Raw genomic sequence first — 15,289 nt, 5'->3', positions numbered from 1 at the left:
CGCTTGCAAATTACAATTGACAAGATGCTCTTGAATCGAACGTCTGCAAGATGGACAGCATGTCCTTCCTGCAGGCGCCCACACAAGTCACCTGCGCACACTTTCAAAGAGCTTCGAAGTCGGCCTCAGCGCCTTCCTTCGCGCCCCGACGTTTCCGTCGAGGTGAGCCGCACATTATGGCGACCCTTCCCTGCTTCGTCAACACCTCATCGAGAGATTTTTTCGAAGCTCCCTTCGCGCCGGCGTTGCCCCGAGGGGGTGAAACGCCCCCTGCGATGGGGGAGGGAAAGTATGACGGGTTCCGGGGTCATTTGGAAGCCCCGGATTGCAAATTTATGGCAGTACCGGAGCAATCACATGAAGGCGCCGGCTTTCCGGAACGCGTCCGCCTTTGGGGCCGCGACGAACGGCGTCCGGTCAAGCCGTCCGGACCAGCCGAACGCGGGCGAAGTTGCGCTTGCCGACCTGCAGGACGCCTTCGAAACCGGGCTGGAACACCAGGTTCGGATCCTCGACGACCGCGCCGTCCACCTTGACCGCCCGCTCCTTGAGCTTGCGGCCGGCTTCCGAATTGCTGGGAGTGATGCCGGCGGCGGTCAGCAGTGCGCCGATGCGTAGGCCCTCGGCAGGCACCGCCACGTCCTGCAACGGCAGCAGGGAGGTGTCGCCCTCCCCCCGGACCACGGCGTGCCAACCGGCGATCGCCTGTTCGGCGGCGGCGGCATCGTGGAAACGGGCGGCGAGCTCGCGCGCAAGCCGCAGCTTGACGTCGCGCGGGTTCAAGCCGCCTGCGGCCACCTCGGTCCTGAGCGCCGCGGCCTCGGTCACGCCAATCTCGAAACTCAACAGGTCGATCCACCGCCACATGAGCTCGTCGCCAATCTTCATGGTCTTGGTGACGATATCGATGGCCGGTTCGCTGATGCCGATGTAGTTGCCCAGGGACTTGGACATCTTGGCCACGCCGTCCAGGCCCTCCAGCAGCGGCATGGTCAGGACGATCTGCGGCGGCTGGCCGTGATGTTCCTGCAGGCCGCGGCCCATCAGCAGGTTGAACTTCTGATCGGTGCCGCCGAGCTCGACGTCAGCCTTCAGCGCCACGGAGTCGTAGCCCTGGACCAGCGGATAGAGGAACTCGTGGATGGCGATGGACTGCTGGGCGGCATAGCGCTTGGCGAAATCGTCGCGTTCCAGCATGCGGGCCACGGTGTGCTGGGCGGCCAGCCGGATCATGTCGGCCGCAGACATCTGGCCGAACCATTCGGAGTTGAAGCGCAGTTCGGTCCTTTCCCGGTCCAGCACCTTGTAGACCTGGTCGGCATAGGTCTGGGCGTTCGCCAGCACCTCGTCCCGGGTCAGGGGCTTGCGGGTGACGTTCTTGCCGCTGGGGTCGCCGATCATCCCGGTGAAGTCGCCGATCAGGAAGATCACCTGATGGCCCAGGTCCTGAAAGTGCCGCATCTTGTTCAGCAGGACCGTGTGGCCCAGGTGCAGGTCCGGGGCGGTCGGGTCGAAACCAGCCTTCACCCGCAGCGGACGCCCCAGCTTCAGGCGCGCCTCGAGTTCTTCGGGCTTGATGATTTCATCGGCGCCACGGCCGATCAGGGAAAGGGCTTCTGCGGGGGACAAGGCAAGGTCTTCCGGGTGGGGTCGACGTGAACAGGCGCCGACAAAGTTGAACATCTGGTTAAAGCGAAGTTAAGCGTGATGCTATTCAAAAAACCCAATGGGCTCAATGGTTTGACGCGAAGAGTTAGTGTGACTATGTTACGCCGATTAGGGCCCCGTCTTGGGTCCGAGGTTCGGCTAGATGCAGACTCATGGGGACGGCAGCCGCCGCAAGCAACAATTCCAGCAACGCCTGGAACTCCTGCGCGATTCGGCGCTGCACCAGCGGGTAAAGCAGCATCTGCCCACCGGACGATGGACCCGCCGCCACTGGATCCATGCCAGCCTGTTCACCACGATCGGCGTCATGCTCGCCACCATCGTGCCGGGCTTCTCCAACGCCATCCAGCCTCCTTCCGCGACTGACGCGCGCTCCACGCTTTCCCTGAAGCTGCCGCAGTTGTCGGCCGAACGCCTGGAAGGTGTCGCCGGCGACAGTTGGCAACTGGTCCGGGTCAAGCCGGGCCAGACGCTCGGCGCGATCTTCGAGGAATTGAACATCCCGGCGGCGACGATGCATGCGCTGCTGGAAAACGCCAACGCCAAGCAGGCGCTCACCCGGCTCAAGCCCGGTACCGAGCTCGCGTTCGATCTGCCGGTCACCGGCGAACTGCGCACGCTGCGCTACGACCGTGATCCGCAGCATCGTGTGGAGCTGAGTGTCGAGGGCGACAAGGTCACCGAAAAGGTGGTCGCACGCGAAACCACCACGCGGACGGTGGTGCTCAGCGGCAAGGTGGGGCGTTCGCTCAACCGGTCGGCCCGCAAGGCCGGGCTGACCGCCGCCAACATCAACTCCCTGACCGACGACATCTTCAAGTACGACATCGATTTCAATTCCGATCTCGGCCCGGATGATCGTTTCAGCGTGGTGGTCGAGCAGACCTGGCGCGAGGGTGAGCTGATCAGCACCGGTCCGGTGCAGGCGGCGACCTTCACCGTCGACGGCAAACTGCATTCGGGTTTCCGCTTCTCGCGTCCGGGCGGCAAGCCGGAGTACTTCACCGCCGCCGGCCGGCCGCTCAAGAAGAACTTCATCCGCATGCCGATTCCGTATGCGCGCCTGAGTTCCAAGTTCGGCGCCCGCCGCCATCCGGTGCTGGGCACGATGCGCATGCACAAGGGCGTGGACTACGCGGCGGTGACCGGCACGCCGATCATGGCCGCCGGTGACGCCCGCGTGCAGTTCGCCGGCTGGCAGAACGGCTATGGCCGGGTGGTGATCCTGGATCACGGCCGCGGCCACACCACGCTGTACGGGCACATGTCGCGGCTGGGCAAGATCAAGGCCGGCCAGCGCGTCGCCCAGGGCACGGTGATCGGCTACGTCGGGTCCACCGGCCTGGCGACCGGCCCGCACCTGCACTACGAATTCCGCATCAACGGCGTGCACCGCAATCCGTTGTCGGTGACGATGCCGCCGCCGGAACCGCTGGCCGGCGCACAGCTGGCCTCATTCCGCACCTACACCGCCAACGCGCTGGCGCGCATCCGCACGGTGGAGAACATCATCTACGCCGACGTTTCCCCGGCCGAGCCGGCCAAGGAAACCCAGGTCGCCGACGCCAAGAAGCCGGCCGGCAAGTCCAAGAAGGGCTGAGGCCCGGACCCGGCTCCCGCGACCGCGCGGGAGCCGATGGCGTACGCTTCGCCCTCCGGCGCAGCGCGCGCATTTTTTTCATGGAACCCGCATGTCTCCTGCCGTTCCGGCATCGCCGGCGCTTTTCCTGGGTCTGATTTCCGGCACCAGCGCCGACGGTATCGACGCCGCGCTGGTGCGTTTCGAAGGAAGCGGGACCGCGCTGCGCTGCGAACTCCTGCTCGGCCGGACCTACCCCTGGGACGAGGCGACGCGCACGGCGCTGATTGCCCTCGGCCAGGGCGGCGATGTCCCGTCCCTGGACGAAGTGGGTCGGCTGGATGCGCTGACCGGCCTGCGTTTCGCAGATGCCGCACGGCGTCTGCTCGAGGAAGCCGGCGTGTCGGCGCGCGATGTCCGTGCGCTCGGTTCGCATGGACAGACCATCCGCCATCGTCCGCACGCGGATCCGCCCTTCACCTGGCAGATTGGCGACGGCAACGTGATCGCCGAGCGCTGCGGAATCGACACCGTGGCCGATTTCCGTCGTCGCGATGTCGCCGCCGGCGGTCATGGCGCGCCGCTGATGCCGGCCTTCCATGCAGCGCTGCTGGGCTCGCCGGACGAGGATCGGGCGGTGCTGAATCTCGGCGGGATTGGCAATTTCACCCTGCTCCCGCGTGCCGGCGCGGCTGCGGTGCGCGGTTTCGACACCGGTCCGGCCAACGCGCTGATGGACGCCTGGTGCGAGCGCCACACCGGCGCCGCCTTCGACGCCGGCGGCACCTTCGCCGCGCAGGGGCGAGTCGATGAGGCGTTGCTGGCGCGATTGCTGGAAGAACCGTGGTTCGCGCTGCCGCCGCCCAAGAGCACCGGCCGCGAACAGTTCCACCTGGCCTGGCTGGAAGCCCGGCTGGAAGACGGTAAGACGTCACCGGCGGACGTGCAGGCGACCCTGCTGGAACTGACCGCCGCGACCGTCGCCGACGCCCTGCGCGCGACCCAGCCCACAACCCGCCGGGTGCTGGTGTGCGGCGGCGGCGTGCACAACGCGCGCCAGATGGCCCGGCTGGCGGCCCGGATGCCGGACGTTCTCGTCGAGTCCACCGCCCGCCATGGGCTGGACCCGGATTTCGTGGAAGCGATGGGTTTCGCCTGGCTGGCGCGGGAAACCCTGGCCGGCCGCCCGGGCAACCTGCCCACCGTCAGCGGCGCGAAAGGGCCGCGGGTGCTCGGAACCGTGTTCCCCGCCTGATCTTCACGACCGGGCCGCTCAGAACCCCTTGCCGGCGGGCACGTCCTTCAACGCGTTGATGGCGGCGGTCAATGCGTCGACCTCGCCATCGTTGAAGCCGCTGCGGACTTCCACCTCGCAATGGAACAGGCCCTGTTCGAGCAGGTTGGACAGCGTGTCATGCATGTTCCAGCCACGGGCGACGGCGATCCGCCGGATCCGTTCGGCCAGCAGCGGGTCGATGTCCTTCAGCACGATGTCGGTCATGTCGTTTCCCCCTGCCCCGCGGCATCGCCGGACCTGCCCGGACGATGCTCAGGATGAAGCCACGTTACTTTCATTCTCACGGATATGCTTCCACAACCAGGCCAGCAGCAGCAGGGTCGGGATGACGGTGAGCGCGCTCATCAGGAAGAAGGCACTGTAGGAGGTCGCTTCGACGACGTAGCCGGAGACGCCGCCGACGAACTTGCCGGGCAGATTCGCCAGCGACACCAGCAACGCGTACTGCGTGGCGGTGAAATTGCGGTTGGTCAGGGACGACATGAACGCCACCAGCACGGTTCCCGCGAATCCCTGGGACAGGTTGTCGGCGGTGATGGCGGCATAGAACGCCCAGATCTCGGAAGGGTGCTGGGCCATCAGCAGGAAGGCGATGTTCGAGCAGGCCACGGCCACCGCCGCGATCGCGAGCATCCAGCGGAAACCGAACGCCGCCACGCAGACGCCCCCCAGGAACGCGCCGGCGATGCCGGTCCAGACGCCGTAGAGCTTGGACACCGTCGCGATGTCGGCCTTGCTGTAGCCGGAATCCAGGTAGAACGGCCCGGCCATCACGCCGATGACCTGGTCCGGGAACTTGAACAGGCCGACGAACAGCAACAGCACCACGCCCAGCTTCAGGCCGTTGGCCTGGAAGAAAGTGACGAACGGTTGCCAGAAGGCGCCGATGAAATCGATGCGACGGGTGACGGCGGCGACGGGCGCGACCGGTTCGCGACTGAACAGCGTGGCCAGGATCGGCAGCACCATCAGCGCGGTCATCGCCAGATAGGCGTTCTTCCAGCCGCTGAACTCGGCGATGTAGAGTGCGCCGGCGCCGGCCAGGATCAGGCCGATCCGGTAGCCCAGCGTGTAGGTGGCGGCGAGCGCGGCCTGCGCCTCGGCCGGGGCGATTTCGATGCGATAGGCGTCGACGACCGAATCCTGGGTCGCGCCGGCGAACGATGCGAACAGCACCCATCCCACCAGGGCACCCGCGCCGAGTTCGGGGCGGGTGAAGGCCAGCGCGAACAGCCCCACCGCCACGCCCACCTGCGCCACCAGCAACCACGAGCGCCGCCGCCCCAGGAACGCGGTCAGCGGAAACGCATAGCGATCGACCAGCGGCGCCCACAGGAACTTGAGCAGGTAGAAGAAGCTGGCCAGGCTGATCAGCCCGATGCTGCCCAGATCCAGTCCAACATCACGCAGGCGCGTGCTGAGCGTGGCCGAGGCGATCAGCAGGAACGGCAGGCCGCTGCCGAAGCCCAGCAGCAGCATGGTGAAGGCGGCCGGCGTGGCGAACGCCCGCCGGATGCCGGACCAGCCCTTGTAGGACATCGGTGCCTTGGCCGCCGCAGGCGTGCCCATCAAGCGTAGTCCACCGTGAACGGCGCGTGGTCGGAGAACCAGCTGTCGCGGTAGATCGCGCAGCGCCGCAGGCGTTCGCGCAGCGACGGGGTGACGAACTGGTAGTCGATGCGCCAACCGACATTGTTGGCGCGGGCGCCGCCGCGATTGCTCCACCAGGTGTAGTCCTGGCCTTCCGGATGCAGGCTTCGGTAGGCGTCGACCCAGCCGCCGTCATCCACGCACATGCCGTTGAGCCAGTCACGCTCGGCGGGCAGGCAGCCCGAGTTCTTCTGGTTGCTGGTCCAGTTCTTGATGTCCAGCCGCGTGCGCACGATGTTCCAGTCGCCGCACAACACATAGTCGCGCCCGCTGCGGCGCCATTCGTCCAGGATCGGCGCCAGCCAGTCCATGACCTTGAACTTGAAGCCCTGCCGCAGTTCGCCGGAGGAGCCGGACGGAATGTAGAAGGACACCACGCTGAGGTTGCCGTAGCGCGCCTCCAGGTAGCGACCTTCCTCGTCGAACTCGTCCCAGCCCAGCGCGGTGCGCACTTCGTCCGGCTCGCGCCGGCTGTAGATCGCCACGCCGCTGTAGCCCTTCTTGGTGGTGGCATCGCGGAACCAGGCCTTGTAACCCTCCGGCAGGAACGCCGGACCGCCGAGCTGGTGTTCCTGCGCCTTGGTTTCCTGCACGCACAGCACGTCGGCGTCCTGCTGGCCGAACCATTCGAAGAAACCCTTGTTGGCGGCCGAACGCAGGCCGTTGGCGTTGAAACTGATGATGCGCATGTGAAAAACCGGTTCGCGGAACGGGAAGGGAGTCGCAAGAGCGTACCGCATGCGTGGAGGCCGGTGGCGCGGAACGGCTATGCTTTCCCCCTCGACCGTCGAATGCACCGCCCATGTCCGATCACCGCGCCCGCTTCCTCCAGCTCGCCCTGCACGCACAGGCCCTGCGCTTCGGCGAATTCACGCTCAAGTCCGGCCGGCTCAGCCCCTATTTCTTCAACGCCGGGCGGTTCGACAGCGGCGCGCGGCTGGCCGAACTGGCGGCTTGCTATGCCGACGCGGTCGAAGCGGCCGGGCTGAAGTTCGATCTGCTGTTCGGCCCGGCCTACAAGGGCATTCCGCTGGCGACCGCGCTGGGCTGCGAATACGCGCGCCGCGGCCGCGACGTGCCGCTGGCCTTCAATCGCAAGGAAGCCAAGGACCACGGCGAGGGCGGCCTGCTGATCGGCGCGCCGCTGGACGGCCGCGATGTGCTCATCGTGGACGACGTCATCACCGCCGGAACCGCCATCCGCGAAGCGCTGGGTCTGATCCGGGCCGGGGGGGGCCGCCCGGCCGGCATCGTGGTGGCGCTGGACCGGCAGGAGGTGCTGACCGAGCCGGGGAACGGCGACGGCGGCCCGCGGCTTTCCGCCGCCCAGGCGGTGGCCGCCGAAACCGGGGTACCGGTGGTGGCCGTGGCCAATCTGCACGATCTGCTTGATTTCGCCGGAGAAAGCGCGGAACTTGTCCACCACCGCGAACACCTGCTCGCCTACCGGGCGCGCTATGGCAGCGGTTCGTCGGACTGACGGCAGCAGGGGGCTGCACATGCGGAGTTCCATTTTCTGGCTGGCGTTGCCGGTAGGCCTGTTGTCGATGGCCATGGCCGGTGCGCAGGACAAGCCGGCTGCGAAGAAGCTTTATTGCTGGAATGAAAACGGCCAGCGCGTCTGCAGCGATGCCCTGCCCGCCGAAGCGGTGTCGCGTGCGCGCGAGGAAATCAACGCCGCCAGCGGCCTGCGTACCGCGGAAGTGGACCGGGCGCTGACCGAGGAGGAGCGCGCGTTGGCCGAGGCCGCGAAGATCCAGGCGCAGCTGGACGAGGCGGCGCAGGAAACCCGCCGCCGCACCGAGCAGGCCATGCTGCTGTCCTATCGCAGCGAGGAAGAACTGCGCCGGGTGTTCAACGAACGCATCGCCATCGTCGACAACAACATCCGGACCGCGCGCTATAACGTGGTGAGCCTGCGCGATGGCCTGGTGAGCCTGCTGCAGACGGCCGGCGACCGCGAGCTGGCCGGACAGACCGTCACGGCGGAAGCCACCGCCAATATCCGCAGCCGGCACGCCGACCTGATGCGCCAGCGCCAGCTGCAGACCAGTTTCGAGCGCCAGCGCGCGGAACTGGACGTGGAGATCGCCGAAATCATGCAGCGCTATCGCGAGATCAAGGGACCGGCGCCATCGGAGGGCGCGCCCGCACCCGCCACGCAGACCGCGCCGACCGCCACGCCTCCGGGTTCCGGCTCCCGCTGAGCTTCCACGATTCCGCGCGCGGCCATTTCCTGCCGCGCGCGCGACGTCGATCCTTTCCTGTCAGAAGGTCGCGGTGAGATCCGGCGCGACCAGCGCCAGATGGCTGCGGAACACATCCTTGATGCGGGCCAGCGCCGCATCGTTGTCGGCCTCGAAACGCAGCACCAGGATCGGCGTCGTATTGGACGCGCGCAACAGGCCCCAACCGTCATCCCAGTCCGCGCGCAGGCCGTCGATGGTGGCCACGCGGGCGCCATCGAAACGCGCCGTCTCGACGAAGCGCTGGACCACCGCGTGCGGGGTTTCCGCCTCCACCGGCACCTTGATCTCCGGGGTGGCGATGCCATCCGGCAGCGCCGACAGCACCTCCGAGGGCGTTTCCCCGCGCAGGGCCAGGATTTCCAGCAGGCGCGCGGCCGAGTAGAGGCCGTCGTCGAAGCCGTACCAGCGCTCCTGGAAGAAGAAGTGGCCGCTCATCTCGCCCGCCAGTTCGGCGCCGGTTTCGCGCATCTTGGCCTTGATCAGCGAGTGCCCCGTCTTCCACATCAGCGGCGTGCCGCCGTTCCGCAGGATCCACGATTGCAGCTTTCCGGTGCATTTCACGTCGTAGATGATCATCGCGCCCGGATTGCGTTCCAGCACGTCGGCGGCGAACAGCATCAACAGACGGTCGGGGAAGATGACCACGCCGTCCTTGGTCACCACGCCCAGGCGGTCGCCGTCGCCGTCAAAGGCCAGGCCCAGGTCGGCGTCGAAGCGCTTGACCATCTGGATCAGGTCTTCCAGGTTATGCGGCTCGCTGGGATCGGGGTGATGGTTGGGGAAGGTTCCATCGACCTCGCAATACAGCGGGATGACGTCCGCGCCAATCGATTCCAGCAGGCGCGGGGCGATGTCGCCGGCCACGCCGTTGCCGGCATCCACGACCACCTTCAGCGGACGCTCCAGTTGCACGTCGTCGGCGATCCGCTGGATGTAGTCGGCGGCGACGTCGCGTTCCTGCGAACTGCCCGGGATCGCGGCCTCGTGCAGACGACCGTCGCGGATGCGCTCGTACAGATCGGTGATGGTGTCACCGGACAGGGTTTCGCCTCCCACCACGATCTTGAAGCCGTTGTAGTCCGGCGGATTGTGGCTGCCGGTGACGGCGACGCAGCTGCCGGCGCGCAACTGGTAGGCGCCGAAATAGGCCACCGGCGTGGGCACCATGCCGATGTCGATGACGTTGCGGCCGGCACGGCGCAGGCCGGCGATCAGCCCGGCGACCAGTTCCGGCCCGGACAGGCGGCCGTCGCGGCCGACCACGATGTCGGTCAGATCCTGCTCCTGCATCACGCTGCCGATCGCCTGGCCGATGCACTCGGCGACGTCCGCGTTGAGGGTTTTGCCAACGATGCCGCGGATGTCGTATGCGCGGAAGATGCCGGGGTCGACGTCCACCGGGGTGCGTTCTTTGCTCATGCTGCCTGTCTGTGGGGAGGAAGGAGTGGGTCTGGCCGCCGGCGGCAACGGATCCCGCTCCAGGGACTGGCCCAGAGTGGGTGCGTCATCGTCGCTGGTGACCGCCTCGCCTCCCCGCAAGGCTGGAATCTTCAGACCGCCGCGGGCCGCCAGCCAGACCAGGACGGTCAGCACGGCGGCCAGCACGGCGCCAATCAGGCTGCCCACGGCGCCCAGCCCGAACGGGCCGGGGGCGCTGTCCGGCTGCGCCGCGGCCACGCGCAGGCCGGTCTTGCCCACCGCATGCGCCATCACCTCGGCGCCGTCGGCCAGGTATTTGCTGCCGCGCTCGACGACGTTGAAGTTGCCCTGCCGCAGGGCCAGATAGGTGCCCGCCGGCATGGCGATGCCTTCGAAGCCCGCGGTCAAGCGGGTCAACGGCAGGCGCGCGTAGATCACGCCCTGCGGCGCATCCACCGCCAGCCCGAGCGCCGGTTTGCCGCCGTCCCGGACCACCCGCGCGACCACGGCCTGTCCCTGCTGGGCGGCCTCCAGCAGCGCCAGCCGGCTGTAGCCGAACGCGGCCGGATCGGCGTACGCCTCGGTCAGATCGCGTGGCATCACCTCGACCTGCTCGACCTCGGCCCAGCCGTGCCGGATCGCCTGGCTGATCATCGCCGGGTCGCCACCGCGCACCGCCGCCTTGACCTCTTCGCTGGACATGCGCCGGGTCAACTGGGCGATCTGGTCGCGGTATGCCGATTCCAGCGACGCCACGCTGGCGTCGCGGGCCCGCTGCAGGGCCTCGCTCCGGTCGGCGTCGCGCCATAGGCGCACCCCGTTCCAGCCCAGCCAGACCACCAGCAGGGCGCACAGCACGATCAACCAGGGCAACGCCCGCGAAAGATCGCCCACCGGCAACCGACGTCCACCTTCGCTCGATCCGCTCATCCGTGCCCGTCCCCTGTCAGCGCAAACCGGTATGGCCGAAACCGCCGGCTCCCCGGGCGCTGTCGGCAAATGCGTCCACGACCTGGAAGCTTACGCGCACGATGGGCAGGACCACCAACTGGGCGATGCGATCGCCGGGCTGGATGGTGAAGGCCTCGTGTCCGCGGTTCCAGACGCTGATCAACAACGGTCCCTGGTAGTCGGCGTCGATCAGGCCGGTGCCGTTGCCCAGCACGATGCCGTGCCGGTGACCCAGTCCGGAACGCGGCAGCACCACGGCGCACAGCTGCGGGTCCGCCAGGTGCACGGACAGGCCGCTGGGTACCAGAGCGGCGTCGCCGGGCTGCAGGGTGAGGGTGGCGTCGAGCGCCGCGCGCAGATCGACGCCAGCGCTGGCCTCGGTCGCGTACGCAGGCAACGGCCATTCATCGCCGAACCGGGGGTCCAGCAGCTTCAGTTCCACGGATTGCGTGCCAGCCGGGCTCATGCGTTCAGTCGCTCCACGATCAGATCCATCAGGGCATCGGCCAAGCGGGTCTTGGGGGCCGAGGCGAACTCCCGCTCACCGTCCTTCCAGTACGCGGTCAGGGCGTTCTGGTCGCTCTCGAATCCGCCTTCGGCGATGCCGACGCGGTTGGCGATGATCATGTCCAGGCGCTTGGCCTGCAGCTTGCCGCGCGCATAGTGCTCGACGTTCTCGGTCTCGGCGGCGAAGCCCACCACCAGTTTCAGGGCCTGGGTCTGCGCGGCCACCTCGGCGAGGATGTCCGGCGTGCGCACCAGATCCAGTTCCAGCGTCTCGCCGGTCTTCTTGATCTTGTTGGGGACCGCGACTCGCGGGGTGTAGTCGGCGACCGCGGCGGCGCCGATGTAGATGTCCGCCGGCAACGCCCCGAGCACGGCTTCGCGCATCTGCGCGGCCGAACGCACGTCCAGCCGGGTCACTCCCGCCGGCGTCGGCAGGTGCACCGGGCCGGCCACCAGCACCACGTCGGCGCCGCGCCGCGCCGCGCTGGCGGCGACCGCGAATCCCATCTTGCCGCTGCTGCGGTTGCCCAGATAACGCACCGGGTCCAGATCCTCGTAGGTCGGGCCGGCGCTGACGACGACGCGTACGCCGGCCAGATCCTGCTTCGCTCCCGGTGCCCGCACCCCGGCCAGCGCGGCCACGATGGCCTCGGGTTCACTGAGACGGCCTGGTCCGGATTCGCCTTCGGCCAGCGGGCCGTCTTCCGGCCCGATCACCTGCACGCCGCGCCCGCGCAGCACCGCCAGGTTGGCCACCGTAGCCGGGTGCTGCCACATGCGGTGGTTCATCGCCGGCGCAATCGTGATCGGCGCGGTGGTCGCCAGGCACAGCGTGGTGACCAGGTCGTTGGCGAATCCGTGGGTCAGGCGGGCCAGCAGATCCGCGGTCGCCGGCGCGATCAGGATGCGGTCGGCCCAGCGCGCGAGCTCGATGTGGCCCATCGCCGCCTCGGCCGCGCTGTCCCAGAGGCTGGTCCGGACCGGATGGCCGGACAGGGCCTGGAAACTCAGCGCGGTGACGAACTGCTGGGCGCCCTCGGTCATGGCGACCTGCACTTCGGCGCCGGCGTCGCGCAGCCGCCGCACCAGTTCCAGCGACTTGTACGCGGCAATGCCGCCGCCCACACACACCAGCAGGCGCTGGCCCTGCAGCGGCCGTGGCTCGAGACTTCCGGTCACGTCGGGTTTCCTACACACGAACAGGGGATTAGCTTACCCGATGGCCCCGTCGAGGCTGATGGCGACGCCCCGCCCCGCCGGGGCATCGTGGTCATATGCACATCCGAGACTGGCCCATCCACGAACGCCCGCGTGAAAAGCTGTTCACCCGGGGCCCCGCCGCGCTTTCCGACGCCGAACTCCTGGCGCTGTTCCTGGGCTCGGGCGTGCGCGGGCGGGACGCGGTGGCCACCGCCCGCGAGTTGCTCTCGACCCACGGTCCGTTGCGGCGCCTGCTCGACCGCCCCGCGGCGGAACTGGTCACCCTGCCCGGACTGGGGCCGGCCCGCGCCAGCCGCATGGCCGGCGCGCTGGAAATCGGCCGCCGGCACCTGGCCGCGGATCTGGAGCGGGGCGAGCAGCTGACGGATCCGGCGATGGCGGGCCGCTACTTCAGCCAGCGCCTGCGCGCCCACGATCACGAAGTGTTCGCGGCCCTGTTCCTGGACGCCCGCCATCGCGCGCTGGCCTTCGAGGAGTTGTTCCGGGGCACCCTCGACAGCGCCGAAGTCCACCCCCGGGAGGTGGTCCGGCGGGCGTTGGCCCACAACGCGGCCGCGGTGATCATCGGCCACAACCATCCCTCCGGGAACAGCGATCCTTCCGACGCCGATCGCCTGATCACTCTGCGCCTGCGGGACGCGCTGTCGCTGATGGACATCCGCCTGCTGGATCATTTCGTGGTCGGCGATGGCGCGCCGACCTCGCTGGCCGCGCGCGGCTGGCTCTGACCGGCGCGTCCGCCGGCGCGCCCGGCGCCGATGCGGAACGCGCCATTCAGCCCGTGCCGGACGGCCCCGCCGGTTCCGCGTAAAATGCCCGGTCCCGCAACATCCGCAGACCCTCCGTGAAAGCCTCCCTACGCGCCTTGATCGCCCAGGGCATCGATGCCCTGCGCCAGGCCGGCACCCTGCCGGCCGACACCGCCACGCCGGATTTCGTGGTCGAGCGACCCAAGACCCGCGAACACGGGGATTTCGCCACCAACGCCGCGATGCTGCTGGCCAAGGCCGCACGCAGCAATCCGCGCGCCATCGCCACCGCCCTGGTCGCCGCGCTGCCGGCGAGCGACGACGTGGCCAAGGTGGAGATCGCCGGTCCCGGCTTCATCAATTTCCACCTGACCACCGCCGCCTACCAGCGCGAGGTCGCCACCGCCCTGGCGCAGGGCAACGCCTATGGCCGCAACCAGAGTGGCGCCGGCCGGGTCGTCGGCGTGGAATACGTCTCGGCCAATCCGACCGGCCCGCTGCATGTCGGCCATGGCCGCGCCGGCGCGATCGGCGACTGCATCGCCCGTGTGCTGGCCGCCAACGGCTGGACTACCCGCCGCGAGTTCTACTACAACGACGCCGGCGTGCAGATCGACAACCTGGCCAAGTCCACCCAGGCGCGCGCCAAGGGCCTGACCCCGGACAGCGAAGGCTGGCCGGAGGACGGCTATCGCGGCGACTACATCGCCGACGTGGCGCAGGCCTACCTGGACGGCGACACGGTCGAGTTCGAGGACCACGTGGTCGTGGGCGGCAAGGATCCGGACGACCTGGACGCCATCCGCCGGTTCGCCGTGGCCTACCTGCGCCGCGAGCAGAACCTGGACCTGGCCGCGTTCGGCGTCTCGTTCGACGTCTATTTCCTGGAAAGCTCGCTGTACGCCGACCACAAGGTCGAGGAGACGGTGAACAAGCTGGTCGCCTCCGGGCATACCTACGAGGAAGGCGGCGCGCTGTGGCTGAAGTCCACCGATTTCGGCGACGACAAGGACCGGGTGATGCGCAAGTCCGACGGCACCTACACCTATTTCGTGCCGGACGTGGCCTACCACCTGAGCAAGTGGCAGCGCGGCTATGGCCGCGCGATCACCGAACTGGGCGCCGACCACCATGGTTCGCTGGCGCGCGTGCGCGCCGGCCTGCAGGCGCTAGACGAAGGCATCCCGGCCGGCTATCCGGAGTACGTGCTGCACCAGATGGTGACGGTGATGCGCGGCGGCGAGGAGGTGAAGCTGTCCAAGCGCGCCGGCAGCTACCTGACCCTGCGCGACCTGATCGACGAGGTCGGCCGCGACGCGACGCGCTGGTTCCTGCTCGCGCGCCGCCCCGATTCGCAGCTGACCTTCGACATCGACCTGGCGCGCAGCCAGTCGCTGGACAACCCGGTCTACTACGTGCAGCTTTCGCACGCGCGCACCTGCGGCCTGTTTCGCCAGGCGCGCGAGCGCGGCGTCGCCTTCGACCTCGGCAACGGCCTGGCGCAGCCGCCCGACCTCGCCGATGCGCGCACCCGCGAACTGCTCACCGAGCTGTCGCGCTATCCGGAAGTGGTGGCCGCGGCCGGCGAGCAACTCGAGCCGCACCAGCTCGCCGCCTACCTGCACGAGCTGGCGCAGGCGTTCCAGTCGTACTACAACGAACACCAGTTCCTGGTCGACGACGCCGACGTGCGCGACGCGCGCCTCGCGCTCGCGCAGGCAACCCGCCAGGTGCTGGCGAACGGGCTCGGATTGATTGGCGTCTCGGCGCCGGAGGCGATGTAGGTGGCGGCACGCAAGGGCAAGTCGCAGGCGCGGCGCAACCACGGCGGGGACCACGGCCTGCCGGGCTGGGCCTGGCTGGTGCTGGGCGTGGTGCTGACCGCGGTGGTGCTGCTGGGCGCGCCGAAGCTGCTGCACAAGGGGGAGGGCGACGGCTTCTTCCGACCCACGCCGAATCCGGACGCGCAGCCGGCGGGGACGCCGGAGGACGAGGCGAT

General features: G+C 68.5%; 13 protein-coding genes and 1 pseudogene. 7 read left to right on the top strand and 7 right to left on the bottom strand.

The genetic code is table 11. The features are described 5' to 3' along the window. Positions 1-417 precede the first annotated feature (417 nt). Entirely contained in the window at positions 418-1,629 is a 1,212-nt protein-coding gene (gene tyrS, locus ACTHN1_RS09325) for a tyrosine--tRNA ligase (RefSeq protein ID WP_440470674.1), read from the bottom strand. 181 nt (positions 1,630-1,810) lie between these two features. On the opposite strand from tyrS, the gene ACTHN1_RS09320 reads away from it, so the two are divergent. Continuing rightward, a complete protein-coding gene (locus ACTHN1_RS09320) occupies positions 1,811-3,268 on the top strand; it encodes a peptidoglycan DD-metalloendopeptidase family protein (protein ID WP_440470673.1) in 1,458 nt (485 codons plus the stop codon). A gap of 91 nt (positions 3,269-3,359) precedes the next feature. Beyond that, positions 3,360-4,502 (top strand): anhydro-N-acetylmuramic acid kinase, encoded by a 1,143-nt coding sequence (locus tag ACTHN1_RS09315; RefSeq protein ID WP_440470672.1) that lies wholly within the window; start codon positions 3,360-3,362, stop codon positions 4,500-4,502. A gap of 18 nt (positions 4,503-4,520) precedes the next feature. On the opposite strand, the gene ACTHN1_RS09310 is transcribed toward ACTHN1_RS09315, so the two are convergent. Genes ACTHN1_RS09310 through ACTHN1_RS09300 form a run of 3 tightly spaced genes read right to left on the bottom strand, consistent with a single transcriptional unit; the run spans position 4,521 to position 6,883 of the window. Continuing rightward, positions 4,521-4,748, bottom strand: coding sequence for a hypothetical protein (locus ACTHN1_RS09310; protein ID WP_440470671.1), 228 nt, complete (start codon positions 4,746-4,748; stop codon positions 4,521-4,523). A 48-nt stretch (positions 4,749-4,796) separates the two neighbouring features. Then, positions 4,797-6,113 carry an AmpG family muropeptide MFS transporter gene (locus tag ACTHN1_RS09305; RefSeq protein WP_440470670.1) on the bottom strand — a complete coding sequence of 439 codons (1,317 nt, stop codon included), beginning with the start codon at positions 6,111-6,113 and terminating at the stop codon, positions 4,797-4,799. After that, a complete protein-coding gene (locus tag ACTHN1_RS09300; protein WP_440470669.1) occupies positions 6,113-6,883 on the bottom strand; it encodes an exodeoxyribonuclease III in 771 nt (256 codons plus the stop codon). The genes ACTHN1_RS09305 and ACTHN1_RS09300 overlap by 1 nt, the downstream gene beginning before the upstream one ends. 113 nt (positions 6,884-6,996) lie before the next feature. Here ACTHN1_RS09300 and pyrE point away from each other — a divergent pair, with 113 nt between their 5' ends. After that, positions 6,997-7,674 (top strand): orotate phosphoribosyltransferase, encoded by a 678-nt coding sequence (gene pyrE / locus ACTHN1_RS09295; RefSeq protein ID WP_440470668.1) that lies wholly within the window; start codon positions 6,997-6,999, stop codon positions 7,672-7,674. A 19-nt stretch (positions 7,675-7,693) separates the two neighbouring features. Further along, positions 7,694-8,401, top strand: coding sequence for a hypothetical protein (locus tag ACTHN1_RS09290; RefSeq protein WP_440470667.1), 708 nt, complete (start codon positions 7,694-7,696; stop codon positions 8,399-8,401). Between the two features lie 60 nt (positions 8,402-8,461). On the opposite strand, the gene ACTHN1_RS09285 is transcribed toward ACTHN1_RS09290, so the two are convergent. The 3 genes from ACTHN1_RS09285 to coaBC are packed head-to-tail and all read right to left on the bottom strand — an operon-like array spanning position 8,462 to position 12,499. Continuing rightward, positions 8,462-10,792 carry a phosphomannomutase/phosphoglucomutase gene (locus tag ACTHN1_RS09285; protein ID WP_440470666.1) on the bottom strand — a complete coding sequence of 777 codons (2,331 nt, stop codon included), beginning with the start codon at positions 10,790-10,792 and terminating at the stop codon, positions 8,462-8,464. A 16-nt stretch (positions 10,793-10,808) separates the two neighbouring features. Next, positions 10,809-11,279 carry a dUTP diphosphatase gene (gene dut / locus ACTHN1_RS09280; protein WP_141455139.1) on the bottom strand — a complete coding sequence of 157 codons (471 nt, stop codon included), beginning with the start codon at positions 11,277-11,279 and terminating at the stop codon, positions 10,809-10,811. Next, positions 11,276-12,499 carry a bifunctional phosphopantothenoylcysteine decarboxylase/phosphopantothenate--cysteine ligase CoaBC gene (gene coaBC, locus ACTHN1_RS09275; RefSeq protein ID WP_440470665.1) on the bottom strand — a complete coding sequence of 408 codons (1,224 nt, stop codon included), beginning with the start codon at positions 12,497-12,499 and terminating at the stop codon, positions 11,276-11,278. The genes dut and coaBC overlap by 4 nt, the downstream gene beginning before the upstream one ends. A gap of 95 nt (positions 12,500-12,594) precedes the next feature. On the opposite strand from coaBC, the gene radC reads away from it, so the two are divergent. From radC to ACTHN1_RS09260, 3 genes and pseudogenes are all read left to right on the top strand, one after another. Next, positions 12,595-13,269: a RadC family protein gene (gene radC / locus ACTHN1_RS09270; protein ID WP_440470664.1), complete on the top strand. Its 675-nt coding sequence runs from the start codon at positions 12,595-12,597 to the stop codon at positions 13,267-13,269. A 116-nt stretch (positions 13,270-13,385) separates the two neighbouring features. Next, entirely contained in the window at positions 13,386-15,074 is a 1,689-nt protein-coding gene (argS, locus tag ACTHN1_RS09265; protein ID WP_440470663.1) for an arginine--tRNA ligase, read from the top strand. Next, positions 15,075-15,289, top strand: a pseudogene (locus ACTHN1_RS09260) (SPOR domain-containing protein); the annotation flags it as partial.

The sequence above is a fragment of the Pseudoxanthomonas sp. genome (genome assembly GCF_051953815.1).
Taxonomy (GTDB): Bacteria; Pseudomonadota; Gammaproteobacteria; order Xanthomonadales; family Xanthomonadaceae; genus Pseudoxanthomonas_A.
This window is presented reverse-complemented; position numbering and strand designations above follow the sequence as displayed.

What these genes read in the sequence shown, in the direction of transcription:
- ACTHN1_RS09320 (WP_440470673.1), top strand. Translation starts at nt 1,811, where the DNA reads ATGCAGACTCATGGGGACGGCAGCCGCCGCAAGCAACAATTCCAGCAA.
- ACTHN1_RS09315 (WP_440470672.1), top strand. Translation starts at nt 3,360, where the DNA reads ATGTCTCCTGCCGTTCCGGCATCGCCGGCGCTTTTCCTGGGTCTGATT.
- ACTHN1_RS09310 (WP_440470671.1), bottom strand. Translation starts at nt 4,748, where the DNA reads ATGACCGACATCGTGCTGAAGGACATCGACCCGCTGCTGGCCGAACGG.
- ACTHN1_RS09305 (WP_440470670.1), bottom strand. Translation starts at nt 6,113, where the DNA reads ATGGGCACGCCTGCGGCGGCCAAGGCACCGATGTCCTACAAGGGCTGG.
- ACTHN1_RS09300 (WP_440470669.1), bottom strand. Translation starts at nt 6,883, where the DNA reads ATGCGCATCATCAGTTTCAACGCCAACGGCCTGCGTTCGGCCGCCAAC.
- pyrE (WP_440470668.1), top strand. Translation starts at nt 6,997, where the DNA reads ATGTCCGATCACCGCGCCCGCTTCCTCCAGCTCGCCCTGCACGCACAG.
- ACTHN1_RS09290 (WP_440470667.1), top strand. Translation starts at nt 7,694, where the DNA reads ATGCGGAGTTCCATTTTCTGGCTGGCGTTGCCGGTAGGCCTGTTGTCG.
- ACTHN1_RS09285 (WP_440470666.1), bottom strand. Translation starts at nt 10,792, where the DNA reads ATGAGCGGATCGAGCGAAGGTGGACGTCGGTTGCCGGTGGGCGATCTT.
- dut (WP_141455139.1), bottom strand. Translation starts at nt 11,279, where the DNA reads ATGAGCCCGGCTGGCACGCAATCCGTGGAACTGAAGCTGCTGGACCCC.
- radC (WP_440470664.1), top strand. Translation starts at nt 12,595, where the DNA reads ATGCACATCCGAGACTGGCCCATCCACGAACGCCCGCGTGAAAAGCTG.